The sequence below is a fragment of the Dechloromonas aromatica RCB genome (assembly GCF_000012425.1).
Map to the genome: position 1 here is coordinate 3706014 of NC_007298.1, position 22405 is coordinate 3728418.

General features: G+C 59.9%; 22 protein-coding genes. 12 read left to right on the top strand and 10 right to left on the bottom strand.

All coding sequences use genetic code 11. From position 1 onward, the window contains the following. Positions 1 to 5: 5 nt before the first annotated feature. Both DARO_RS17655 and DARO_RS17660 read right to left on the bottom strand, forming a co-directional pair. On the bottom strand, positions 6 to 1103 hold the full coding sequence (locus tag DARO_RS17655; protein ID WP_011289183.1) for a response regulator: 1098 nt from the start codon (positions 1101 to 1103) through the stop codon (positions 6 to 8). Next, positions 1100 to 4267, bottom strand: coding sequence for a response regulator (locus DARO_RS17660; RefSeq protein WP_011289184.1), 3168 nt, complete (start codon positions 4265 to 4267; stop codon positions 1100 to 1102). Before DARO_RS17660 ends, DARO_RS17655 begins: the two co-directional genes overlap by 4 nt. A gap of 221 nt (positions 4268 to 4488) precedes the next feature. Between DARO_RS17660 and DARO_RS17665 the strand changes: the two genes are divergently transcribed. Genes DARO_RS17665 through DARO_RS17680 form a run of 4 tightly spaced genes read left to right on the top strand, consistent with a single transcriptional unit; the run spans position 4489 to position 8199 of the window. Beyond that, positions 4489 to 5076 carry a hypothetical protein gene (locus DARO_RS17665; protein ID WP_011289185.1) on the top strand — a complete coding sequence of 196 codons (588 nt, stop codon included), beginning with the start codon at positions 4489 to 4491 and terminating at the stop codon, positions 5074 to 5076. 8 nt (positions 5077 to 5084) lie between these two features. Beyond that, positions 5085 to 6239 (top strand): efflux RND transporter periplasmic adaptor subunit, encoded by a 1155-nt coding sequence (locus DARO_RS17670; protein WP_011289186.1) that lies wholly within the window; start codon positions 5085 to 5087, stop codon positions 6237 to 6239. 4 nt (positions 6240 to 6243) lie between these two features. Then, positions 6244 to 6930: an ABC transporter ATP-binding protein gene (locus DARO_RS17675; RefSeq protein ID WP_011289187.1), complete on the top strand. Its 687-nt coding sequence runs from the start codon at positions 6244 to 6246 to the stop codon at positions 6928 to 6930. A gap of 60 nt (positions 6931 to 6990) precedes the next feature. Next, positions 6991 to 8199 carry an ABC transporter permease gene (locus DARO_RS17680; RefSeq protein ID WP_011289188.1) on the top strand — a complete coding sequence of 403 codons (1209 nt, stop codon included), beginning with the start codon at positions 6991 to 6993 and terminating at the stop codon, positions 8197 to 8199. Positions 8200 to 8289: 90 nt separating this feature from the next. Here the strand turns inward: DARO_RS17680 and DARO_RS17685 are convergent, their stop codons facing one another. Beyond that, positions 8290 to 8631 carry a hypothetical protein gene (locus DARO_RS17685; RefSeq protein WP_041224485.1) on the bottom strand — a complete coding sequence of 114 codons (342 nt, stop codon included), beginning with the start codon at positions 8629 to 8631 and terminating at the stop codon, positions 8290 to 8292. Positions 8632 to 8731: 100 nt separating this feature from the next. Beyond that, positions 8732 to 9619 (bottom strand): hypothetical protein, encoded by an 888-nt coding sequence (locus DARO_RS17690; protein WP_011289190.1) that lies wholly within the window; start codon positions 9617 to 9619, stop codon positions 8732 to 8734. Positions 9620 to 9799: 180 nt separating this feature from the next. Here DARO_RS17690 and DARO_RS17695 point away from each other — a divergent pair, with 180 nt between their 5' ends. Together DARO_RS17695 and DARO_RS17700 are read left to right on the top strand one after the other, a co-directional pair. Continuing rightward, entirely contained in the window at positions 9800 to 10999 is a 1200-nt protein-coding gene (locus DARO_RS17695; RefSeq protein ID WP_011289191.1) for an ABC transporter permease, read from the top strand. 78 nt (positions 11000 to 11077) lie between these two features. Next, positions 11078 to 11515 carry a MaoC family dehydratase gene (locus tag DARO_RS17700; RefSeq protein WP_011289192.1) on the top strand — a complete coding sequence of 146 codons (438 nt, stop codon included), beginning with the start codon at positions 11078 to 11080 and terminating at the stop codon, positions 11513 to 11515. A gap of 80 nt (positions 11516 to 11595) precedes the next feature. Here DARO_RS17700 and DARO_RS17705 read toward each other — a convergent pair whose 3' ends face one another. Beyond that, positions 11596 to 12735 carry a pseudouridine synthase gene (locus DARO_RS17705; RefSeq protein WP_011289193.1) on the bottom strand — a complete coding sequence of 380 codons (1140 nt, stop codon included), beginning with the start codon at positions 12733 to 12735 and terminating at the stop codon, positions 11596 to 11598. Continuing rightward, positions 12732 to 13076 carry an FKBP-type peptidyl-prolyl cis-trans isomerase gene (locus DARO_RS17710; protein ID WP_011289194.1) on the bottom strand — a complete coding sequence of 115 codons (345 nt, stop codon included), beginning with the start codon at positions 13074 to 13076 and terminating at the stop codon, positions 12732 to 12734. The genes DARO_RS17705 and DARO_RS17710 overlap by 4 nt, the downstream gene beginning before the upstream one ends. A 128-nt stretch (positions 13077 to 13204) precedes the next feature. Between DARO_RS17710 and rplU the strand changes: the two genes are divergently transcribed. The 4 genes from rplU (at position 13205) to proB (ending at position 16116) form a co-directional block, all read left to right on the top strand. Beyond that, positions 13205 to 13516, top strand: a complete 312-nt coding sequence (rplU, locus tag DARO_RS17715; protein ID WP_011289195.1) for a 50S ribosomal protein L21 — start codon at positions 13205 to 13207, stop codon at positions 13514 to 13516. A gap of 21 nt (positions 13517 to 13537) precedes the next feature. Continuing rightward, a complete protein-coding gene (rpmA, locus tag DARO_RS17720; RefSeq protein WP_011289196.1) occupies positions 13538 to 13801 on the top strand; it encodes a 50S ribosomal protein L27 in 264 nt (87 codons plus the stop codon). Between the two features lie 102 nt (positions 13802 to 13903). Continuing rightward, positions 13904 to 14995 carry an Obg family GTPase CgtA gene (cgtA, locus tag DARO_RS17725; RefSeq protein WP_011289197.1) on the top strand — a complete coding sequence of 364 codons (1092 nt, stop codon included), beginning with the start codon at positions 13904 to 13906 and terminating at the stop codon, positions 14993 to 14995. A 2-nt stretch (positions 14996 to 14997) separates the two neighbouring features. Next, entirely contained in the window at positions 14998 to 16116 is a 1119-nt protein-coding gene (proB, locus tag DARO_RS17730) for a glutamate 5-kinase (RefSeq protein ID WP_011289198.1), read from the top strand. A 133-nt stretch (positions 16117 to 16249) separates the two neighbouring features. Here the strand turns inward: proB and DARO_RS17735 are convergent, their stop codons facing one another. From DARO_RS17735 to DARO_RS17750, 4 genes are all read right to left on the bottom strand, one after another. Then, the gene (locus DARO_RS17735) at positions 16250 to 17404 is read right to left on the bottom strand and encodes a porin (protein ID WP_011289199.1); all 1155 of its coding nucleotides are present in this window, start codon (positions 17402 to 17404) and stop codon (positions 16250 to 16252) included. Between the two features lie 173 nt (positions 17405 to 17577). After that, a complete protein-coding gene (trpC, locus tag DARO_RS17740; protein WP_011289200.1) occupies positions 17578 to 18366 on the bottom strand; it encodes an indole-3-glycerol phosphate synthase TrpC in 789 nt (262 codons plus the stop codon). After that, a complete protein-coding gene (gene trpD, locus DARO_RS17745; protein ID WP_011289201.1) occupies positions 18363 to 19385 on the bottom strand; it encodes an anthranilate phosphoribosyltransferase in 1023 nt (340 codons plus the stop codon). Before trpD ends, trpC begins: the two co-directional genes overlap by 4 nt. Next, positions 19382 to 19954, bottom strand: coding sequence for an aminodeoxychorismate/anthranilate synthase component II (locus tag DARO_RS17750; RefSeq protein WP_011289202.1), 573 nt, complete (start codon positions 19952 to 19954; stop codon positions 19382 to 19384). Before DARO_RS17750 ends, trpD begins: the two co-directional genes overlap by 4 nt. A 163-nt stretch (positions 19955 to 20117) precedes the next feature. On the opposite strand from DARO_RS17750, the gene DARO_RS21940 reads away from it, so the two are divergent. Both DARO_RS21940 and DARO_RS17760 read left to right on the top strand, forming a co-directional pair. Continuing rightward, complete coding sequence (locus DARO_RS21940; RefSeq protein WP_198134067.1) at positions 20118 to 21578, top strand: glycosyltransferase family 39 protein; 1461 nt, start codon at positions 20118 to 20120, stop codon at positions 21576 to 21578. Beyond that, entirely contained in the window at positions 21559 to 22326 is a 768-nt protein-coding gene (locus tag DARO_RS17760; protein WP_011289204.1) for a phosphatase PAP2 family protein, read from the top strand. The genes DARO_RS21940 and DARO_RS17760 overlap by 20 nt, the downstream gene beginning before the upstream one ends. The last annotated feature ends 79 nt before the right edge of the window (positions 22327 to 22405 follow it).

Below are 22405 nucleotides of genomic sequence, written 5' to 3' on the forward strand. Positions count from 1 at the left end.
CAAGGTTATTCATCGGCAAGTTTAATGGCAATTTCGGAGAAAATACCTTCCTGAGCGAGAAAAGCATCAATCAGTAGCGGATCGAAATGCTTGCCGCGCCCTTCTCGCAGGATATCAACCGCTTCTTCGTGGCTGAACGCTTTTTTGTAAGGTCGCCGCGAACGTAAGGCATCATAGACATCGGCAACTGCCATCAGCCTGGCCGCCAGCGGGATCGACTCGCCGGCAAGACCATCGGGATACCCCGTGCCATCCCAACGCTCATGGTGACTGCGGGCGATCTGCCCGGCAAAATGAAGCATGACATTATCATCACCAAGTTCTACCCGGGTGCGCAGCAGCATCCCCTCCCCCTTGATACTGTGCGTCTTCATGATCTCGAATTCTTCCGGGGTATGCTTGCCCGGCTTGAGCAGAATGTGATCGGGAATCGCAATTTTGCCGATGTCGTGCAAAGGCGCGGCCTTGGCAATCTGGTCAATCTGCTCGGCCCCCAGGCGCTCGCGATCACGCTCCTGGCGGCTGATATATTCGGCCAGCAAGCGGACGTAATCCTGAGTCCGACGAATATGGTTACCGGTGCACTCATCGCGAAATTCGGCCAGGGAAACCATGACCCGGATCGATGCCTCCTGAAGGCGCAATACCTCGTTGACCCGTCGCTCCACCTCACCCTGCAGCCATGCACTCTTGTCCTCGAGGAAGGTTTGCCAATTCCGGATCTGCAGGTGGGTGCGCACCCGCGCCAGAACAACAGACGGCGCAATCGGCTTGTGAATAAAGTCGACCGCCCCCAAGGCCAGTCCATGCTCCTCATCCTCGGCCCCCGCCTTGGCCGTCAAAAAAATGACCGGGACATCGCGCGTCACCCGTTCGGCCTTCAAACGCCGGAATACCTCGTAGCCGTCCATTTCCGGCATCATGATGTCAAGCAGGATCAAATCCGGCGGCGCGCCAAACGCCAGCTCCAGGCCTTTGACGCCACTGTTGGCAAGCTTGACGCGATAATGCGTACGCAGGAGCTGGTTCAAGAGGCTAAGGTTGCCCGGAGTGTCATCGATTACCAGAATGTTTGCCCGTTTTTCGCGCTCTGCTTCACTCACGATTGACCTCCTCCACCCTTGCTGACTTGATCGATAAGGCTGAGTGCCTCATCAAAATTCCATTGACTGATCGCATGATCAATCGCCGCGATCTGTCGCGCCGGATAAATCGTGGCCATGCTTTCCTTTATCTGACGCCAAACCTCCTCCGCCTCACCATCGCCCTGACGCAACTGCTCACACAACTTCGTCAGTTCAGCATCAAGCGCCCCCAACGACGAAATGGCGACCGGCTCGGAACAACATCCCGGCAAACGCTTAAGACTGGTGAGCAGTGCTTGCAACTGGGTATCGACTTCAGCGATTTCACCGGAAAACTCTGCCCCACCGGCCTTCATGGCGAGCTCGAGTTCGATCAAAGCCGACTGCAAGCGAGCCATCGCGAACGTTCCGGATAACCCCTTAAGGGTATGCACTTGCCGCTGGGCCGACTCAAGTTCGCCCCTGGCCAACATCTCATTCAGCCGCCCCGACCAATTCCGGCAATCTTCGACAAAACGACCGAGGGCCCTGGCAAGAAATGGCAACCGCCCAGCAAAGCGACGAAGCAGCACGACCGAGTCGATCTCGAACAGCGATTCCAGGGCCAAGACAAACCCTTCATCCACATCGGCCTCTGGCGCGGCGACAGAGGCCAGATCAGCCGACTGAAGGCCATGCCAGTAGGGCATCAGAATTGCCTGCAGCTCTTCAGGCTCGAACGGTTTGGCAATATAGCCACTGACCCCGGGCACCAGACGATCACGCATGCCATGCCCGGCCACATGCGCCGTCATCACGATCACCGGCAAGTCATGAAACCGCTCGTCATCACGCAGACGACGCGTTGCCTCCCGGCCATCCATCACCGGCATTTCCAGATCCATCAGCACTGCCGCGTAGTAGTCTGCAGCATGTGAATACAGCAAATCGAGGGCAATCTGACCATTGGCCGCAACATCCACGCGCGCCCCCCAACTTCTGAGAATTTCGCCGGCGACCTGCTGGTTAACCTCATTGTCCTCAACGAGCAATACCGACAATCCCTGCAGGCTTCCCGAACTCTCTCCCCCGTGTTCGGAAAAGCCCCCCCCGGACTCCGCCAGCTCGGCCGCACAGATTCGGCGCAGCACACTTGGCAACAGTGGCTTCTGGATCACTTCGGAGACACCAGGGTGCACTGCCTCCTGGCGCAGGACTGCGGAATCAGCGGCCGAAACCACAATCGTTCTCGCCGGCAAGGCGAGACCTTTGGCCTGCAGCGCCTCGATGACCTCTCCGCCACTCATGTCAGGCATCAGCCAGTCGAGCAGAAGCAGGTCGTAGTCCTCCCCCTTCGCTGTCGCCGTCGCCAGTCGGGCAATGGCCCCCGCGCCATCAGCCGCCTGATCGACCTCCTGGCACCCCATCGACCGCAACATGGCGACCATACTGTCCCGTGCTTCCGGATAATCATCGACGACAAGCGCCCGCTGACAAGCCAACACCTCCGGAGCAGATTCCTCAGCAGCTTCCTCGGAAGCAAAAGGCAACTGGATGCTGAAATGGAAGACGCTGCCTTTACCCAAGGTGCTCTCGACGCCGATTTCCCCGCTCATGGCAGCAACCAGGCGCTTCGAGATGGCCAGACCCAATCCGGTTCCGCCATATTTTCTGGTGGTCGATCCATCGGCCTGGGAGAACTCCTGAAAGAGGCGCCCAACCTGCTCAGGACTCATGCCGATTCCGGTATCCTCGACCCGAAAGGAAATCGTAGACGTCGCCCCGTCACAAGCCGCCTCGCTGACCACCAGCCGGACATGCCCTCGCTCGGTAAACTTGACCGCATTGCTCAGCAAGTTGATCAGCACCTGCCCCAGGCGCAAGGGATCCCCCAGCAGAAAACGCATGGAGCGCGAAGGTTTGAAGTCCAGGATCAACTCGATCTGCTTCCCTTCGACCTTCTGCTGCACCATGAACAGGGCGTTCTGGAGCACCGTCTCGATATCGAAGAGCACCGCTTCGAGCGCCACCTTGCCGGCCTCGATCTTCGAAAAATCAAGGATATCGTTCAGGATGCCCAGCAACGAACGGGCGGCAGAATGAATTTTGGAGACGTAATCATGCTGCCGCGGTGGCAGTTTCGACTTCAAGGCCAGATAGGCCATCCCGAGAATCGCATTCATCGGCGTCCTGATCTCATGACTCATGTTGGCCAGGAATATCGACTTTGCTTCAGCCGCCACCTCGGCCCTGGCTCTGGCCTGCCGCAATGCGCGCTGAACCAGCTCACGCTGCTCAAGATCAGCCTCGATGGCCGCCGCCATGCTGTCAATCGTCGCGGCCAGTGCCCGCACCTCTTCCACCCCCTGCAGATCGCCGACTCGCTGGTTAAAGGCCTTCTTGGACAACGCAATGGCGGTCTGATGCAAGACAGTCAGCGGAGCGAGCAAGTGTTTCTTCAGGTAGTTGTAACTGATCACCAGCACGGCGCCAGCACCGACAAGCAAGAGCAGTGCGGCAATAATCCAGCCCCGCAGCATCTCCCCGGCCTGAACCAGATCCCTTATCGTCCGCAGGTCGACCTGTTTAGCCAAGTCTTCGACCGACATCGCCAGTTCGGCCCGTAGCTTCAGGTAGTGCCCCTCGTGCAGCAAATTATTGGCGAACTCGCGTTGCGGCTCGGCCTCGGAAACGACTTCGCGCTTAACCGGGTCGTACAAACCCTGTGTCGCTGCAAAGGCGATCTGCTCAACCTCCTTCATCTGTTCGGTAATCAGGAACACCCGGCGGAGAAGGGTCTGCTCCTCGGCATCGAATCCCAGGCGGCTGGTTCGCTCGATCAGCGCAACCCCTGGTCCGGGCGGCGACGGAGCGTACGTCCGAAGGCCGCTGATAACCTGTTCCCAATAGGTCGCCGAGCCAGCATCGGGCGACGCCTTGCTACCTTCGCGAATAGCCAGAATATCGTAGTAATAAATCAGAAAACGCGGATTGGCGGTAGTGACATAAGAACTGACCAGGCGGCTCAACAGGTCAACCTCCTGGCGTATCCCGTTCATCAGGACCAAGGATTCCTGGCGATGCCTGGCCGCGTTATAGGCCTCGTTGTACGCCGACAAGGCGCCCACGGTCACGCCGCCGATCAAGACCAGCCACCCGGCCAAGGCCAGCAGAACGCTGAGAAAGACCTTCCGCAGGTTCATTCCGCCACCACGCAAAGGGTTTCTGCCAAGCCATCTTGCCACTCACGACCAAGACTCGGCAAAGCCCCCAGCGCGCATCTCCTGTCTGGAAAATTATGTAAATTCAATCATATTCGAGTTTGAATATTTTTGCGTCATGTCGCGTACCGTTCGCCAAGCGCCGATTGGCCGAACTCGCCCAATCGGTCACAATAGCGACATTCACTCCCACCCTTAGGTCCATGGACAATCTGATCAAGGACACCGCAACGCTGGAGCTCTTCTGCTGGCTTGAGCCAGGTGCCGAGCTGCCGGGCTGGGACATTCTGAAAGGCAGTCCGTTCGGCGCCACGCTGGCGGCGCCCGAAGGCGGTGCGCCAACCCCCGGCGACCAGTTGCTGTCGGTCCAGAATTATTTTGCCGAGTACCATCTGGAATACTTTCGGCAGCGCCGCTACAACCACTTCCCGAGCCGCCTGCACGCGCTGCTGCAATTCGCCACGCGGACCGATGCGATGACCTTTCGCACCAAGCACCCGCAACGCGTCTTTGGCAAGAACCTGAGCTGTTCAAAGACCAAGGGCGCCTACCTCTGCTCCTTCCACGATGCCAGCTGGCTTGATTATCTGCGCCTGCCGCACAGCCTGTCCCTGGCAGCCCTGGACGAAGTGGCCGAACACTACTGGTCCGGCCGCACGGTCGAGGAAATCGGCCTGACCTTCATGAACGAACCCTGGGAAGAACCACCGGTCATCGAAGCCCTTTATCAAGGTACACTCGAACCGGTCTGGGGCCACGAGCAATCGGGCTGGTTGCCCGGTTTTCGCTAGGAATCTGCATGCGTCGCACTGTCATCCTGGTTGCCGTCATCGCCGTTCTCGGCCTTGGCCTGTTCTGGTTCAGCCGCCCGAAGCCGATCCCTGTCGTCCTCAAGGAAGTCGCCGAAGGCAAGGTCGAGGCGACGCTGGCCAACACCCGGGCCGGCACGGTCGAAGCCTGCCAACGTACCAAGCTGTCGACGATCATCGGCGGTCGCATCGAATATCTCGGCATCAAGGAAGGCGACAGGGTCAAAAAGGGCCAGTTGCTGCTCAAGTTGTGGAACGATGACCAGCAAGCCAACACGGCACTGGCCCAGGCCCAGATCACGCTGAGCGCCAAGCGCGCCGAGGAAGCCTGCATTGCTGCGCTCAACGCCGAAAAGGAAGCGGTCCGCCAATCCGAACTGCGCGCCAGAGGCTTTGTCTCGCCCAGTCGTGAAGAATCCGCCCGAACCGATGCCGAGGTACGTCGCGCTTCCTGCAACACCGCCAAGGCCGACATTGCCCAGGCCGAAGCCAAGCTCAAGGCAACCCGTGTCGAGCAGGGTCGCGTTGCGCTCTTCGCCCCGTTCGACGGCACGGTCGCCAAGATCGTCGGCGAGCTCGGCGAATATTCCACCCCCTCGCCCCCTGGCGTACCGACCCCGCCCGCCATCGATTTGATTGACGACTCCTGCCTCTACGTCAAGGCACCGATGGACGAGGTCGACGCCCCGAAAATCCAGAGTGGCCAACCGGTCCGCATCACGCTCGATGCCATGCCCGGAAAAATCATCCCCGGCAAGGTCCGACGTGTCGCCCCCTACGTTTCTGCCGTTGAAAAACAGGCGCGCACCGTCGATATCGAGGTGGATTTCGATCGACCGGACGATGCCGGAAAATTGTTGGTGGGTTATAGCGCCGACGTCGAGATCATCCTCGCCGGCCACGACAAGGCGCTGCGCATTCCCTCTTCGGCAATCCAGGAGGGCGGCAAAGTGCTGCTCTTCAATGCCGATAGCGGCAAGCTGGAAGAACGCCAGATCAAGGCCGGCCTCGCTAACTGGGAACACACCGAGGTACTTGACGGCCTGAAGGCCGGCGAGCGCATTGTCACCTCGCTCGACAAGGAAGGGGTCAAAGCCGGTGCCGTAGTGACGCCAGACGAGAAAACCCAAGCCAAGGTGAAATAGGCGCATGGCGCTGATCGAACTCTCCGGCATCGAACGCAGCTTTCTGCTCGGTGACACCACGGTCCATGCGTTGGCCGGGCTGAATCTGCAGATGGCGGCCGGTGAATACGTCGCCGTGATGGGCCCTTCCGGCTCCGGCAAATCGACCTTGCTCAACCTGCTCGGCCTGCTCGACCGGCCCAACGCCGGCACCTACAAGCTGGAAGGTCGCGACGTCACGACACTGTCGCCCGAAGAACAAGCCACCGTGCGCAGCACGCGCATCGGTTTCGTCTTCCAGAGCTTTCACCTCGTACCGCGCCTGAGTGCCGCCGAAAATATCGCCTTGCCGATGACGCTGGCCGGCATTCCCTCCGCCGAGCGCAACAAGCGCGTCAGTCAGGCGCTCAAGGACTTCGGCCTGGAAAACCGCGCCGACCACAAACCGGATCAGCTCTCCGGCGGCCAGCGCCAGCGCGTCGCCATTGCCCGCGCCACGATCATGCAACCGGCCCTGATCCTGGCCGACGAACCGACCGGCAACCTTGACCGCCACACCGGTGAAGAAGTCATCAACCTGCTCGAAGCGCTGAATGCCCGGGGTGTCACCCTGATCGTCGTCACCCACGACCAGAGTATGGGTGCCCGTGCCCGACGACAACTGGTCATGGAAGACGGTCAGCTGAAAAGCGATTCGCGGACGACAACGTGACCACGTCAGCCCACGGCACAGCCCTTCCCCTGACAGAAGGAATAACGGCCAGGTCCGAACATGCGCCTCGCTGACACCCTCCGCTTTGCCCGCGATGCCGCGACCGGTTATCCGATGCGCACAACGCTGTCGATCCTCGCCATGTCGATCGGGGTTGCCGCGGTCGTCATCCTGACCGCGCTGGGCGATGGTGCGCGGCGCTACGTCGTTGGCCAGTTTTCATCGCTCGGCACCAATCTGGTCATCGTCCTTCCCGGCCGTTCCGGCACCGGTGGTTTCAATCCAGCCAATGCCATAACCTCGACGCCGCGCGATCTGACGGTCGACGATGCAGCAAGCCTGAAGCGCCTGCCCGGCGCCCGCCGAGTCGCGCCGCTCGCCGTCGGCACATCGGAAATCAACTACGGCGGCAAGCTGCGCGAAGTCATGGTCGCCGGCTCAACAGCCGAATTCATCCCCATCCGCAATTTTGAACTGGCACAAGGCAAGGCACTGCCGGAAGAGGACTGGAATCGAGGCTCATCGGTCGCCATCATCGGCGCCAAGATTCGCGACGAACTATTCGCCAGCGAAGCAGCCCTCGGCCAGCTGATCCGCCTGGGTGACCGCCGCCTGCGTATCATCGGCGTGCTCAAATCGACCGGCCAGGGGCTGGGCATGAATACCGATGAACTGGTCATCGTCCCCGTGTCGCTGGCCCAGTCGATGTTCAACAGCAACACCCTGTTCCGCATCATGATCGAGGCCAATACCCGCGACGCCATCCCGGCAACCAAAGAACAGGTGCTGGAACTGCTCAAGCAGCGCCACCGCGGCGAGGAGGACGTCACCGTCATCACGCAGGATGCCGTGCTCGCCACCTTCGACAAGCTGCTCGGTGCGCTGACCCTCGGTGTTGCCGGCATCGCCGCAATCAGCCTGGCCGTGGCCGGCATTCTGGTCATGAACGTCATGCTCGTCGCCGTCACTCAGCGCACCGGTGAAATCGGCCTGCTCAAGGCGCTTGGCGCTACTGCCAGGACCATCCGTTTCGCCTTTCTGGCCGAAGCGGCGATGCTTTCCGCCGTCGGCGCGCTTGTCGGCTACCTGCTCGGCCAGCTCGGCGCCTTCGCGCTGCGCCAGTTTTTCCCGGTCTTTCCGGCCTATCCGCCGGACTGGGCCGTCATCGCCGGCCTGAGCACGGCGCTCGCCACCGGCCTGCTCTTTGGCGTCATGCCGGCCCGTCGTGCCGCCCAACTCGACCCGGTGCAAGCCCTGATGAAGCGCTGACGAGCGCCCAGATGCGAAAGGCCGCCTTTTCCGGCGGCCTGCGTACTACGTACTACGTACTACGGTATTGCTTGAACGACTATCAGCAAGCTACGGCGTGTTACGTCCACCGACAGGGCCGAGACGGGCTTCGATATCGCGAGTTTGCATTTCCAGTTTTTTCGCATCGTCATCGCGCATCGGGCCTTGGGCACCGCGCTTAGGTGCCATCAGAGATGCACTCAGCGAGCCGAGATTGATTTTGTCGTATTGACTATCGTCGATAGTGGCACCTTGTCCAGCGCCAAAATTCGAAAAATAGCCGCTTCCGGAAATGCCTGTTTCACCATAAGGATTCGCCCAATCGGCGTGGGCCATACTAACCATACCGATAGTTGCAAACGCGGTAAGAGCGATGCCGCGACCAAGAGCAGAAATGGTAGTTTCTTTCATGATCATCTCCTTGGGGAATGCCCATATTGCTGGGGCATGAGGTAGACCTCGGAGGCGCGCCAAGGGTTGCATATAAATTCTGAATATTTTGTCCGGCCCGTTATGGTGCTGAAGCCATCTTGGTCGGCGCGGCGGATATAACATCGGCATTTAGCAGCAGCGCCGAGAGCTTGGCGACAAAAGGGCGGTCTCGTTCCGGTGCATTGGCATGCCAGTGGCGCATGAACTCATCCAAGCTGGCCGAGGGATCATCCGGATGAAGATTCAGGTAGTTGATGGCCTCCCAGCCCCGCGGATCGGCAAAGAACAAGGGGAGCACCGTCTTGGCCACCAGGTCGTTCTGATCCCGCCGATAGGGGTCGGCTGACAATTGCGCCTGATGTTCCCTCAGCCATTCCCGCAACTCGGTATCCTCCGGCAACTTGCGATGGCGTTCTGTGATCAGAAAACGGAAGAAACGCCGCAAATCGTCGGCATGACTGGCCAGACTGGGTTCAGGAGGGGCTAGCGACCATTCGGTAGCAAGACTGCCGAGGGCGTAGAGAGAAGCGGTCTCGCAAATTGTTTCTTCGAACCACTGGTTCTGCCGGGAAATCTCTCCGCCCGCCCGGTCGTAGTTGGAGAGAATATGGCAGAACTCATGCGCGAATTCGTAGACATAGAGGTGCCAGCGCGTCCGGTCGGCATGCAACCTGATCAGATACTCCCCGTCCGGACCGCGCTCATAGAGCGCCACGGGATTGGCCTCGGTATGACTGACCCTGACCTTGATAAGCCTGTCGGGCTGGTCGTCCAGCAATAGATTCGCGACAGAATGGAGAACCACCTCGACCTGACGGGTATCGACAGCTCCCCACCCCTGGTTATCGACCTGAATCGTGACCCCGGCCCGTCGCTTTCCATTTGTTGCGGGCGAGGTGTCAGCACGGGCCGCCAAGGAGACCATCATGCCCAACGCAATGGAGGCAACAACAAACGGCAGGCGCACGAGCAATCCCCCTCTTCAACCGAAAAACCGACTCGTTGATTAGATCACCATCGACTTGATTGGTTCGCTCAGATGCAAGGTTCCGCATATATCATTGCTCAACAATTCCAGGAATCTCAATCGCGGTCTCACGTAACAGACACCAACCCCGCCAGCTACTTTCCTCGACATCACAACTCAATGCTCTGGTCCGATGCCTTCCAGCTTGCCCTGCGCGCCATTACCGCCCAGCGCCTGCGCAGCTTCCTTACCCTGCTCGGCATTGCCGTCGGCATTGCGGCGGTGATCCTGCTCACCTCGATCGGCGAAGGCATTCACCGCTTCGTGCTCGGCGAATTCACCCAGTTCGGGACCAATGTCATTACCGTCGCTCCGGGCAAGACCAAGACTGGCGGCTCCCCCTCCGGCCTGCCGTCGAGTGCCCGCCCGCTGTCACTGGACGACGCCAAATCGATCGAACGCCTGCCCCATGTCGTTGCCGTCACGCCCAATGTCCGCGGCAATGCCGAAGTTGAAGGCAATGGCCGGACACGGCGCACACTGATCTACGGCGTCAATTCAAAACTCCCCCTGATTTTCCGGTCGACAGTGCAGAGCGGCCAGTTTTTGCCCGCTGACGATGAAGGCAGCGCCCGTCCCTTCGTCGTCCTCGGTTCCAAACTAAAGAATGAATTGTTCGGCAGCGAAAATCCGCTTGGCCAGCGCCTGCGCATCAGCGGTCTGCACTTCCGGGTCATTGGCGTACTGGCCCCCAAAGGCCAGTTCCTCGGCATTGACCTCGACGACACCGCTTTCGTGCCCACCGCCCGCGCCCAGGAGTTGTTCAACCGCGAAGGAGTCGATGAAATCAACATTGCCGCCGAAGAGGGCATTCCCTCCGCCATCGTCGCCAACCGCGTCAAGACTCACCTGATCGACCGCCACAACCGCGAGGATTTCACCATCGTCACGCAGGAAGAGATGCTGAAAACCCTGTCCAATATCCTCAACGTGCTGACCATGGCCGTCGGCGCGCTCGGCGGTATTTCGCTACTGGTCGGCGGCGTCGGCATCGTCACCATCATGACCATCGCCGTGACCGAGCGCACCGGTGAAATCGGCCTGCTGGTCGCCCTCGGTGCCCCCCGACGCACCATCCTCGCCCTTTTCCTTGGGGAAGCCGTCGCCCTGTCGGCGCTTGGTGGCATTTTTGGTCTGGCGCTTGGTTTCGGCCTGGCCCAGCTCATCCATTTTGCGCTCCCCGCGCTGCCGGTCCACACCCCGCTCAGCTTCGTCCTGCTCGCCGAAGGCATCGCCATCACCATCGGCCTCGCCGCTGGCGTGCTACCCGCCCGCAACGCTGCCCGTCTCAATCCCGTCGAGGCCTTGCGCACCGAGTAAGACCCCTGTCACAACCATACGCTAACGTATGCTAGAGTTCGCATTCCAATTTCAATAAACCACGCAAGGAGTCCAGCCATGGCGTATCACATCGACCAACTCCAACCCGGCATGTCTGCCAGCATCGCCAAGACTGTCACCGAAACCGACATCATCCTGTTTGCCGGCATTTCCACCGACGTCAATCCGGCTCACCTCGACGAGGAATACGCCAAGACCACCATGTTCGGTGGCCGCATCGCCCACGGCATGCTGTCGGCCGGTTTCATCTCCGCCGTGCTGGCCAACCACCTGCCCGGTGCCGGTACCATCTATCTTTCCCAGACCCTGAAGTTCAAGGCCCCGGTTCGCCCGGGTGATACCGTACGTGCCACTGTCACCGTCAAGGAAGTCAACGTCGAAAAGAACCGCGTCACGCTCGACACCGTGTGTACGGTTGCCGGCAAGACCGTCATCGAAGGCGAATGCGTCATGATGCCGCCGGTTCGTGCCAAGGCGGTCGGCGGCACCGCCTGAGTTCGAGTTGCTGCAAATAAAAACGCCGGCAAGAATGCCGGCGTTTTGCTTTCCAGGGGAATCCTAAAAACAAGCCGGAATCAGAACGCCTCGTCAGCCCGCAGGAAGCGCCATTGCCCCATCGGCAAATCGCCCAGCCTGATCCGCCCGATGCGCACCCGCTTCAGGCCGATCACTTGCAAACCAACCAGTTCGCACATGCGGCGAATCTGGCGCTTCTTGCCTTCCTTCAGGATGATGTGCAACTGGTCTTCGTTCAACTGCTTGACCCAAGCCGGCTTCAACGGCTTGCCATCAAGTTCCAAACCATGGCGCAGCAAGTCCAGACCACCCTTGATCATTTCGCCGGAAACACGAACCAGATATTCCTTCTCTGCCTCGCTATCCTCGCCAATCAGGCGCTTGGCGACACGACCATCGCTGGTCAACACCAGCAAGCCGGTCGAATCGATGTCCAAGCGACCGGCCGGCGCCAGACCACGCAACATCCACGGCTTGAATTCCGGACCACCCGATTGCTCGACCTGCGTTTCCGCCGTAATCAAGGTCACCGCCGGAATACAACCCGGCTCGGGCTGTCCGGACACATAACCGACCGGCTTGTGCAGCAGAATGGTGACCGCCTTGGCCTGATCCTTCTTGGCTTCCTGCGAAACGGTGATCTCGGATACCGATGGGTCGATCCGCGAACCCAGCTCGCTGACCTGCTCGCCATTGACAAACACCCAGCCACGCTCAATCCACAGATCGGCCTCGCGGCGCGAACACATGCCGCGCTCGGACATCACCTTGGAAAGCCGGACGCCTTCCGGGCTTGGCCCAGGCGGCTTCGCGGCCACCGCGGGGGTTCGTGACGGAGGTACAGGCGCGGCCTTCTTCCACGGATTTTCACGTGGCGCATCAGCGCGCGTCTTGGCAGTCGCCGATCGCGCCGGCTTGTCTGCCAAGCGCTCGGCGATCGCCACCTTGTCCGCCATGGTCGTCCGCTTCGGCACGGCACCACCCCGGATCGGCTTGCGGTGACCCGGACGCTCGGCTACCGTCGCCGACTTCCGTACCCCCAGGGTTCCTTCCGGCTTGACTGCAGCCTCGCTCGGCGCCGCAGCCTCTACCGCTTCAACCGGTTTGGCTTTCGGCTTGGTTTCAGCCTCGACCGCAGCGGGGACTTCCGGCTTGCGCCATTTGGCCCAGGGATCGTCTTGACCGGCGTTATCGCTCATTGCACGCCAAGCAGATCAACCTCGAAAACCAGCGTCGCGTTCGGCGGAATGACACCACCAGCACCCCGTGCACCGTAACCCAGCTGGGCCGGGATGGTCAGCTTACGCGTGCCACCGACCTTCATGCCCTGAACGCCCTCATCCCAACCGGCGATCACATGGCGCTGGCCGAGCGGGAATTCGAACGGATCGTTACGATCCTTGCTCGAATCAAACTTGCTGCCGTTGGTCAGCCATCCGGTGTAATGGACCGTCACAAAATTGCCCGCCTTGGCCTCGGCGCCTTCGCCGACGACGGTATCTTCATAAACCAGCCCGGAGGCAGTCGTGATTTCAGCCATGGAGAACTCCTTTTTCAAAGGCGGGCAGTTTAACACATCCCGTAGACAAGGCTTTGACTTAGCGAAACTTTTGCGTATAATGCGCGGTTCTTTGTAGCACCTTTTTGTATTGTTTTGGAGTCCAACTCATGTATGCGGTCATAAAAACCGGCGGCAAGCAGTATCGCGTTTCCGCTGGTCAAAAACTTAAAGTAGAACAGATACCGGCAGACGTTGGCGCAGAAGTTACCCTTGACCAGATCCTCATGGTAGGCGAAGGCGAGTCGGTAAAGATCGGCGCCCCCTTCCTTGCTGGCGCCACCGTCAAGTGCACCGTGGTTTCCCACGGCCGTCACGACAAGGTCAAGATCTTCAAGATGCGTCGTCGTAAGCATTACCAGAAGCGTCAGGGCCATCGTCAGAACTACACCGAACTGCGCATCGACACGATCGCTGCCTAAGTTCAGACAAGGAGCTAACAAATGGCACACAAGAAAGCAGGCGGTAGTTCACGTAACGGCCGCGACTCACAAGCCCAACGACTGGGCGTCAAGCGCTACGGCGGTCAATTCGTCCTGGCTGGCAACATCATCGTTCGCCAGCGCGGCACCGAGTTCCACCCGGGCGACAACGTCGGCTGCGGCAAGGATCACACCCTGTTCGCACTGAAGGACGGCGTTATCCAGTTCTCCATCAAGGGCTTGAAAAAGCGCCGCGTGGTGACCATCGTTCCGGCTGCCGAATAATTCGGCCAAGCGGAAGCAAAAGCCCCGTCCGCTGGATGGGGCTTTTTAGTTTATGCCGCCAGATTTCTGGCGGCGGTATCCCAGGATATAGAGGCGGAAAAAATGAAGTTCATCGATGAAGCCAAGATTTATATAAAGGCTGGTGACGGCGGCAATGGCGCCGCAACTTTCCGCCGCGAAAAATATATTCCCATGGGCGGCCCGAACGGCGGCGATGGCGGCCGTGGCGGCAGCATCTACGCCGTGGCCGATCGCAACATCAACACGCTGGTCGACTATCGCTACACCCGGAAATTCATCGGAAAGCGCGGCGAAAATGGTGGTGGCGCCGATCAGTATGGCGCCGGCGGCGACGACATCATCCTGCGCATGCCGGTCGGTACGGTCATCTACAACCTGAATACCGAAGAAATCATCGCCGACCTGTCCGAACATGACCAGAAAGTCATGATCGCCAAAGGCGGCAAGGGTGGCCTCGGCAACATCCACTTCAAATCCTCGACGAACCGCGCACCGCGCCAGAAAACCAACGGCGAACAAGGCGAGGAGCTCGAACTGCGCCTCGAACTGCGCGTACTGGCCGACGTCGGCCTACTCGGCCTGCCCAATGCCGGCAAGAGCACGTTGATCCGCGCCATTTCTTCGGCTCGCCCCAAAGTTGCCGACTACCCCTTCACCACCCTGCACCCGAATCTGGGCGTCGTCCGTGTTGATGACGAAAAGAGCTTCGTCATGGCCGACGTCCCTGGCCTGATCGAAGGTGCCGCCGATGGCGCCGGCCTCGGCATTCGCTTCCTCAAGCACCTGCAGCGGACACGCATTCTTTTGCACCTCGTCGATATTGCCCCCATTGACCCGGATTCCGACCCGGTGCGCGACGCCAAGGCCATTGTCGGCGAATTGATCAAGCACGACCCGGATCTGGCCAACAAGCCTCGCTGGCTGGTCCTCAACAAACTTGACCTGATCCCGGAGGAGGACCGCGAAGCGGCGGTCAAGAATTTCATCAAGGCCTACAAGAAGGCCACCAAATACGACGGCCCGGTCTTTCCGATTGCCGCCATCAACGGCGAGGGCACCAAGCCGCTGATATATGCGATCAGCGAAGCGCTCGAACAGATGGCCCGCCCCGAAATCGGCGACCTGGACGACAACGACGAAGACAGCGACGAAATCATCCGCGACACCGAATAACCATGAATCCCACCCGCCTCGCCAACGCCAAGCGCCTGGTCGTCAAAGTCGGCTCGGCGCTCGTCACCAACAACGGCACCGGCCTTGACCTCTCAGCCATCAACGACTGGGCGCGACAGATCGCCGTCCTGCGCCAGCAAGACAAGGAAGTCGTACTCGTCTCCTCCGGCGCCATCGCCTGCGGCATGCAGCGCCTGGGCTGGGCCAAACGACCGAAGAGCGTGCACGAACTCCAGGCGGCCGCTGCCGTTGGCCAGATGGGCCTCGTCCAGGTCTATGAAGGCGCCTTCGCCAAGCACGGCCTGCATACCGCCCAGATCCTGCTGACCCACGACGACCTTGCCGATCGCAAGCGCTACCTGAACGCCCGCTCGACCCTAAATACCCTGCTCGAACTCGGCGTCGTCCCCATCATCAACGAGAACGACACCGTCGTCACCGACGAGATCAAGTTCGGCGACAACGACACCCTCGGCGCACTGGTCGCCAATCTGATCGAAGCCGATGCGCTGATCATCCTGACCGACCAGCAAGGTCTGTACACGGCCGATCCGCGCAAGGACCCGAGCGCCACACTGATCAACGAAGCCACGGCCGGCGACGAAACACTGGAAGGCATGGCCGGCGGCGCCGGCACCCGCATCGGCACTGGCGGCATGATCACCAAGGTCATTGCCGCCAAACGCGCCGCACGCAGCGGCGCCCATACCGCCATCGCCAGCGGCCGCGAAACCGACCCGATCATCCGCCTGGCCAATGGCGAACCGGTCGGCACCCTACTCGTCTCGCAAACCCAACCGCTGGCTGCCCGCAAGCAATGGCTTGCTGACCACCTGCAACTGGCTGGCCGCCTGATCCTCGATGCCGGCGCCGTGAATGCGCTACATGCCGGCAAGAGCCTGCTCCCGATCGGCGTTATCGCCGCCGAGGGAGAATTCGAACGCGGCGCTGCCGTTGCCTGCATCAGCCCCGACGGCCGAGAAATCGCCCGCGGCCTGAGCAACTACGGCAGCGGCGAAGCCCGGCTGATCGCCCGCAAGACCACCCAGGAAATCGAGAATACACTGGGCTACGTGGACGAACCGGAAATCATCCACCGGGACAACCTGATCCTCTCCTGAGCTTCAAGTCAAACCAACAAAAAAGCCTCGGCAACCCCGAGGCTTTTTTGTTGGCGCTTGCGGATCGCAAGAGCACCAAAGAAAAACGGGAGCCGAAGCTCCCGTTTCTTTTTCTAAATCTAGCTAAGCCAGATTAGAAAGCGTGACGCAGGCCCAGGGAAATACCCTTGACGTTTGCATCGTTAGCAACACCAGAGGTGTTGGTAGCCGTGCTGTTAGCATTGCCAGCGCCATACAGGTAGTCGTAGTTCGAACCTTCCTTGTTGTTGATCTGGGAATAGACCAACTTCAGGGTGGTACGCTTGGACAGATCGTGCTCGTAACCCAGAACGTAGTGGTTAGCACCTTCGGAAGCAACAGTGTTCTTCACGTTACCAGCGTGGCCAAATTGACCAATGACACGGCCCTTGCCAACATTAACCTTAACCGGAACATAGAACACGTTCTGGGTCAGGTTGCCAGTGGTAGCCTGGAGGGAGGTACGCTCGGCCAGCAGACCGACAGAACCCCAACCTTGGCTAAACAGGAAGCCCAGACGATGGTCTTGGAGGTCATTTTGAGCATCCTTCAGACCAACACGGGTGTAGGCGTAATCAACCGAGATCGGGCCATTTGCGTAGCCGAGACCCAGAGTGCGAGCGGTGTTGAACTGAACATCACCTGCACCGGTAGCTTCGCGGTTCGTACCAATCACGGCAGCGGCAGTACCAGCGATAGCGGCGCTGGACAGACCGGTGGAGTAACCGATCACGCCCGTGAAACCAGCAACGGTCGGGGAGACGTAGGCAACAGCGTTGGAGATACGCTGATCGAATGCGGAAGCGCCGGAATCACCTGCGATGGTACCCAGCTTGCCGAGCAGAGCGGCGTTAGCGCCGATACCGGTTGCACCTTGATTGACGTCGTACTTGGCGCCAACTGCACGGGTCGGGCCAGTCAGGTTACCAGCAACAACGGTACCGAAACCACCAGACAGACCAACGTAGGAGTCACGGTTGTTCCAAGAACCAGCGCTGCTGTTGTCGTTGTTAATACCATTTTCGAACTGGAAGACAGCCTTCAGGCCGTTGCCCAGATCTTCAACACCCTTGAAGCCGATGTAGGAAGAGTTGGCAGTAACGCGCTGACGAGTAACGAAAGCAGCTTGCTCAGAGGCGGAAGAGCCCTTGGTAGCCTTGACGCTGTCGAAGGTGGCATCAGCAACACCGTAGATGGTGACGTTGGATTGAGCGAAAGCAGCGGTAGAAGCCAGACCAGCGATGGCCAAAGCGATAATCTTCTTTTGCATCTGAAAAATCTCCTTAGTGGTTAGTTTTTAATCTAGCGGTGAAGCCGGACTAAGCTTTACCTCTCGGATCGAGAAGTTGCATCGATTGTCGCAAAGAGCAAAACGCCCTAGCAACCTGTGTTTGCGTTGTTGCGACGCTTCTTTGACGTTTTGTTGTTTCGGCGCAACAGCCATCAGGCGAACAATCGGGCCAACTCGGCACCTGGCTCGGGCACGCGCATGAAGGCTTCGCCGACCAGGAAGGCATTGACCTTGTTGGTGCGCATCAGGGCGACTTCTTCCGGCTTCAGGATGCCGCTTTCAGTGACCACGATGCGGCCAGCCGGAATCCTGGACAGCAAACCGAGCGTTGTTTCAAGCGTCACGGCAAAGGTGCGCAGGTTACGGTTGTTGATGCCGAGCAGCGGAGTTTTGAGTTGCAAGGCGGCATCGAGCTCTTCGCCGTTGTGCACTTCGACCAGCACGGCCATGCCGTAAGCGCTGGCCTGTGTTTCAAGGGCCTGCATTTCTTCCAGCGTCAGTGCCGCAGCGATCAACAGGATGGCGTCAGCCCCCATGGCTCGCGCTTCGGCCACCTGATAGGCATCAACCATGAAGTCCTTGCGCAGCACCGGCAGCGCACAGGCGGCACGGGCAGACTGGAGATATTCAGGGCAACCCTGGAAATACTGGCGATCCGTCAGCACCGACAGACAGGCCGCACCATGCTGCTCGTAGCTGCGGGCGATATCCGCGGGCTGAAAATCGGGGCGGATGATGCCCTTCGATGGGCTGGCTTTCTTGATTTCAGCAATCACGGCCGGCCGATCATTGGCGATCTTGTTGCGAATGGCGCCGACAAAATCCCTGGGCGCTGGCTGGGCTATCGCTTCGGCCTCAACGATAGCCAAGGGTTTGGCGAGCCTTGCCGCAGCAACTTCTTCGCGCTTGGTGGCGATGATCTTGTTGAGGATGTCGCTCATGCGAATTTCTTCGTGGCATTGATGAATTGATCAAGCTTGGCCCGCGCCGCGCCGCTGGCAATGGCCTCACGGGCCCTGACAATGCCGTCACCAATGCTGTCGGCCACATTGGCGACATAGAGCGCGGCACCGGCGTTGAGACAGACGATTTCGCGTGCCGGGCCTGGCTGGTTGCCGAGCACGCCGAGCAGCATTTCCCGGGACTCTGCGGCACTACCGACGCGCAGATTGCGCAACGACTGCATCTGCAAACCGTAGTCTTCAGGGTGAATCTCATATTCGCGGATTTCACCGTTATTCAATTCGCCGACCATCGTGGCGGCGCCGAGGGAGATTTCGTCCAGACAATCCTTGCCGTGCACCACCAGCACGCGCTCGGCACCGAGGCGTTGCATGACGCGCACCAGGATGCCGACGAGATCGGGATGGAACACGCCCATCAGCGTATTCGGCGCGCCGGCCGGATTGGTTAGCGGACCAAGGATATTGAAGATGGTGCGCACCCCCATCTCGCGGCGCACCGGGGCGACGTGCTTCATGGCGGTGTGGTGATTCGGGGCGAACATGAAGCCGAAGCCGGTTTCATCGATACAGGCGGCAACCTGCTCGGGTGACAGCATGATATTGGCGCCCAGCGCCTCCAGCACGTCGGCTGCACCGGAACTGGAGGACACGCTGCGCCCTCCGTGCTTGGCGACCTTGCCACCGGCGGCAGCGACGACGAAGGCTGCAGTCGAGGAGATATTGAAGGTGTGCGCCGCATCACCACCGGTACCGACGATGTCGACGAAATGCCTGTCGTAAGGCACCTTGACCGGCGTCGCCAGTTCGCGCATGACGCTTGCGGCAGCAGCGATTTCGCCAATGGTTTCCTTCTTGACGCGCAGCCCGGTGATGATGGCAGCGATCATGACCGGCGTGACTTCGCCGCTCATGATCTGGCGCATCAGGGAGACCATTTCGTCATGGAAGATTTCGCGGTGTTCGATGACACGCTGCAGTGCGGCTTGCGGGGTCATTGCTTGTGTTCCTCGAGGAAGTTCTTCAACAGATCGTGACCGCACTCGGTCAGGATCGATTCCGGATGAAATTGCACGCCTTCGACAGCCAGCGTCTTGTGGCGGACGCCCATAATTTCGCCATCGTCGGTCCAGGCGGTGATTTCGAGGCAATCTGGCAACGTGGCGCGTTCGATGGCCAGCGAGTGGTAGCGGGTGCAGGTCAGCGGGTTGGGCAAACCCCTGAAGACGCCGATATCCTTGTGATGAACCGGCGATACCTTGCCATGCATCAACTGCTTGGCGTGCACGATCTTGCCGCCAAAGGCTTCGCCGATCGACTGGTGGCCCAGACAGACGCCGAGTAGCGGGATCTTGCCGGCGAACTCCTTGATCGCTGCCAGCGAAACACCGGCCTGGGCCGGCGCACAAGGGCCGGGGGAAATGACCAGATAGTCGGGTTTCATCTGCGCGATCTCGGACAGCGAGATTGCGTCGTTGCGAAAGACCTTGACGTCCTGCCCCAGCTCACCGAAGTACTGGACGAGGTTATAGGTAAAGCTGTCGTAGTTATCGATCATCAGCAGCATGCTGGCGATTCCTTGATGGCGTGATTTGCAGGTCTGAAATTTTACCTTAAAGGCAGCGAAACACTTGGCATTCAGAGTTTCGGTTATTTCGCCGAAAGCTCAGATGTTCGAGACTTCATGCCCCCCAGCCACCAGCACTTTGCTCGCTCCTAAAAAAATGGGCATGAGCTTACCAACCAGGCCACCAGGCCAGATCGGCACGCTGCTGGCCCTGTTCATCGCCGTCCTTGCCTGGCGGGCGATTGCCTTTTCGTTATCGAACGCGACCTTGTATGTGGACGAAGCGCAATACTGGTTCTGGTCGCAACATCTGGCGTGGGGCTATTTTTCCAAGCCACCGGGCATCGCCGCCCTGATTCATCTGTCGACGGCACTGTTTGGCGATGGCCCGCTCGGCGTCAAGGCGCTGACCATGCTGTGCTATCCGTTGAGTGCGCTGATCTGTTGGCTGATCGCCCAGCACCTCTACGACGCCTCGACTGCTTTCTGGGCTGCCATCGCCGCACTCACGCTGCCCATCTATTCCTGGCTTGGCCTGTTCGCTTCGACTGATGCGCCATTGACGTTACTCTGGCTGCTCGGCCTGTGGTTTTATCTGCGCGCCATTGAACATGGACGCTGGATGGATTGGCTGATGCTTGGCGCGGCCTGCGGATTGGGATTGCTGTCGAAATACACGATGGCAGTATTCATCGCTGCGCTCTTCCTGCACCTGCTCTGCTTTCACCGCACTTTCCTGACCAGCGCCAAGCCCTGGGCGGCTGCCGGACTGAGCCTGGCATTGCTTGCGCCCAACCTGCTCTGGAACCTTGCCAACGATTTCCCAACACTTCGCCATACCGCCGATATCACGCTGAATCGCCACAACGGCGGTGGCTTGAAATCGCTGGCGGAGTTCTGGGCGGCCCAATGGATCAGCTTCGGACCGCTACTCGGCAGTGTCGTCGCACTGATCCTGTTCCGTTTTCGCGAGACCTGGCGCGACACACCAGCCCGCCTGCTGCTCTGGTTCTCGCTGCCGCTGTGGGCCGTCGTCTCGGTGCAGGCGCTTCAAGGCAGCGCCAACGCCAACTGGGCGGCACCCGCATTCGGGCCGATGGCCATCCTGCTGGTCGCCTGGTTACGCCAGCGCGACCAGCACAAATGGCTATTGACCGGGGTCGCCACCAACTTCGCCCTCATCGGCGTGATCTACCACGCCCCCGGCCTGCTGGCAGCCGCCAATGTAAGCAGCCAGGCGAAACTGAACCCGTTTATTCGTGCAACTGGCTGGGATGAGCTCGGACAGCAGCTTCGCCCCCTCGTACAGACCCACCCCAATGCCGTGCTGATCGCGAACAACCGCACGCTGCTCGCGCACATGGCTTACGAACTGCATGGCCAGCAGCCGCGCATTGCCAGCTGGAACCCGGAAGGCGTGGCCAGCGACCACTTCAAATTGACGATGAAGCTCGACGCTCACCGTGGCGGCGATGCGCTGTTGCTGACCGAGGCTGCACCAGACCAGGAATTCACCGAAAGGTTCACGCACGTCGAAAAGCTGGCCTCGCTGGCAGCGCCACTCGACACAATCAATTCACGCCATATCGAGGTTTATTTACTCCATGAATTCCAGGGATATTGAATTCCGACTGGCGGTGATCATCGCCAGCGCATTGGCCGTGCTGTTCGTTGCCTTTCCGGAAACGGATCTATGGGTCTCCCGCCTATTCCAACAGAACAACTGGCAGTGGCTGCTGACTCCGAACAGCCCATTGATCAGCATCCCGTACCACGGACTCCCCAACCTGGGGCGAGCACTGATTGTCGGCTTGCTGCTGTGCTGGCTGGGCAGCTTCATCTACCGGCACCCGATGTTGAAATCGCGGCGTTTCTTTTTTGGCTTCCTGCTGGCAGCCGCATTGATTGGCCCCGTTCTGGTCGTCGATGCCGGCCTGAAAAACCACGTCGGACGCGCCCGCCCGGCGCAAATCGAGGCTTTCGGCGGAGGCATGCTCTTCACGCCGGCCTTCACCCCGAGCAATCAGTGCGAGCGCAATTGCTCATTCGTCAGCGGACACGTCGCCACAACGGCCTTTGTCATGGCGTTCGGGTGGCTGAGCAGCGCGTCCATTCGCCGTCGCTGGCTGCTCGGCAGCATTGCGGCAGCCGCCTTGATGGGGCTGGTGCGCATGTCGACGGGTGGGCACTTCCTGTCCGATTGCCTGTTCGGCTGGTTCGCCACCTACTTTTGCCTATGCCTGACCGAATGGGCTTTTTTGCAGCTCTCGTGGCATCGCGAAGCGATTCGATCCTGGCGACGCTTCCCTCCGCTGGGCGCATGGCTTCCGCTTCCAACAAGGAACCCCGGCGCCCAATGGGCAGGCCACTGAGCGGGCACGCACCACGGAAGCAAGGAGCCAAGTTCGGCCTTTGGCCTCCTTCTCGATTAAAATGCCAGCTTTCCCGCCG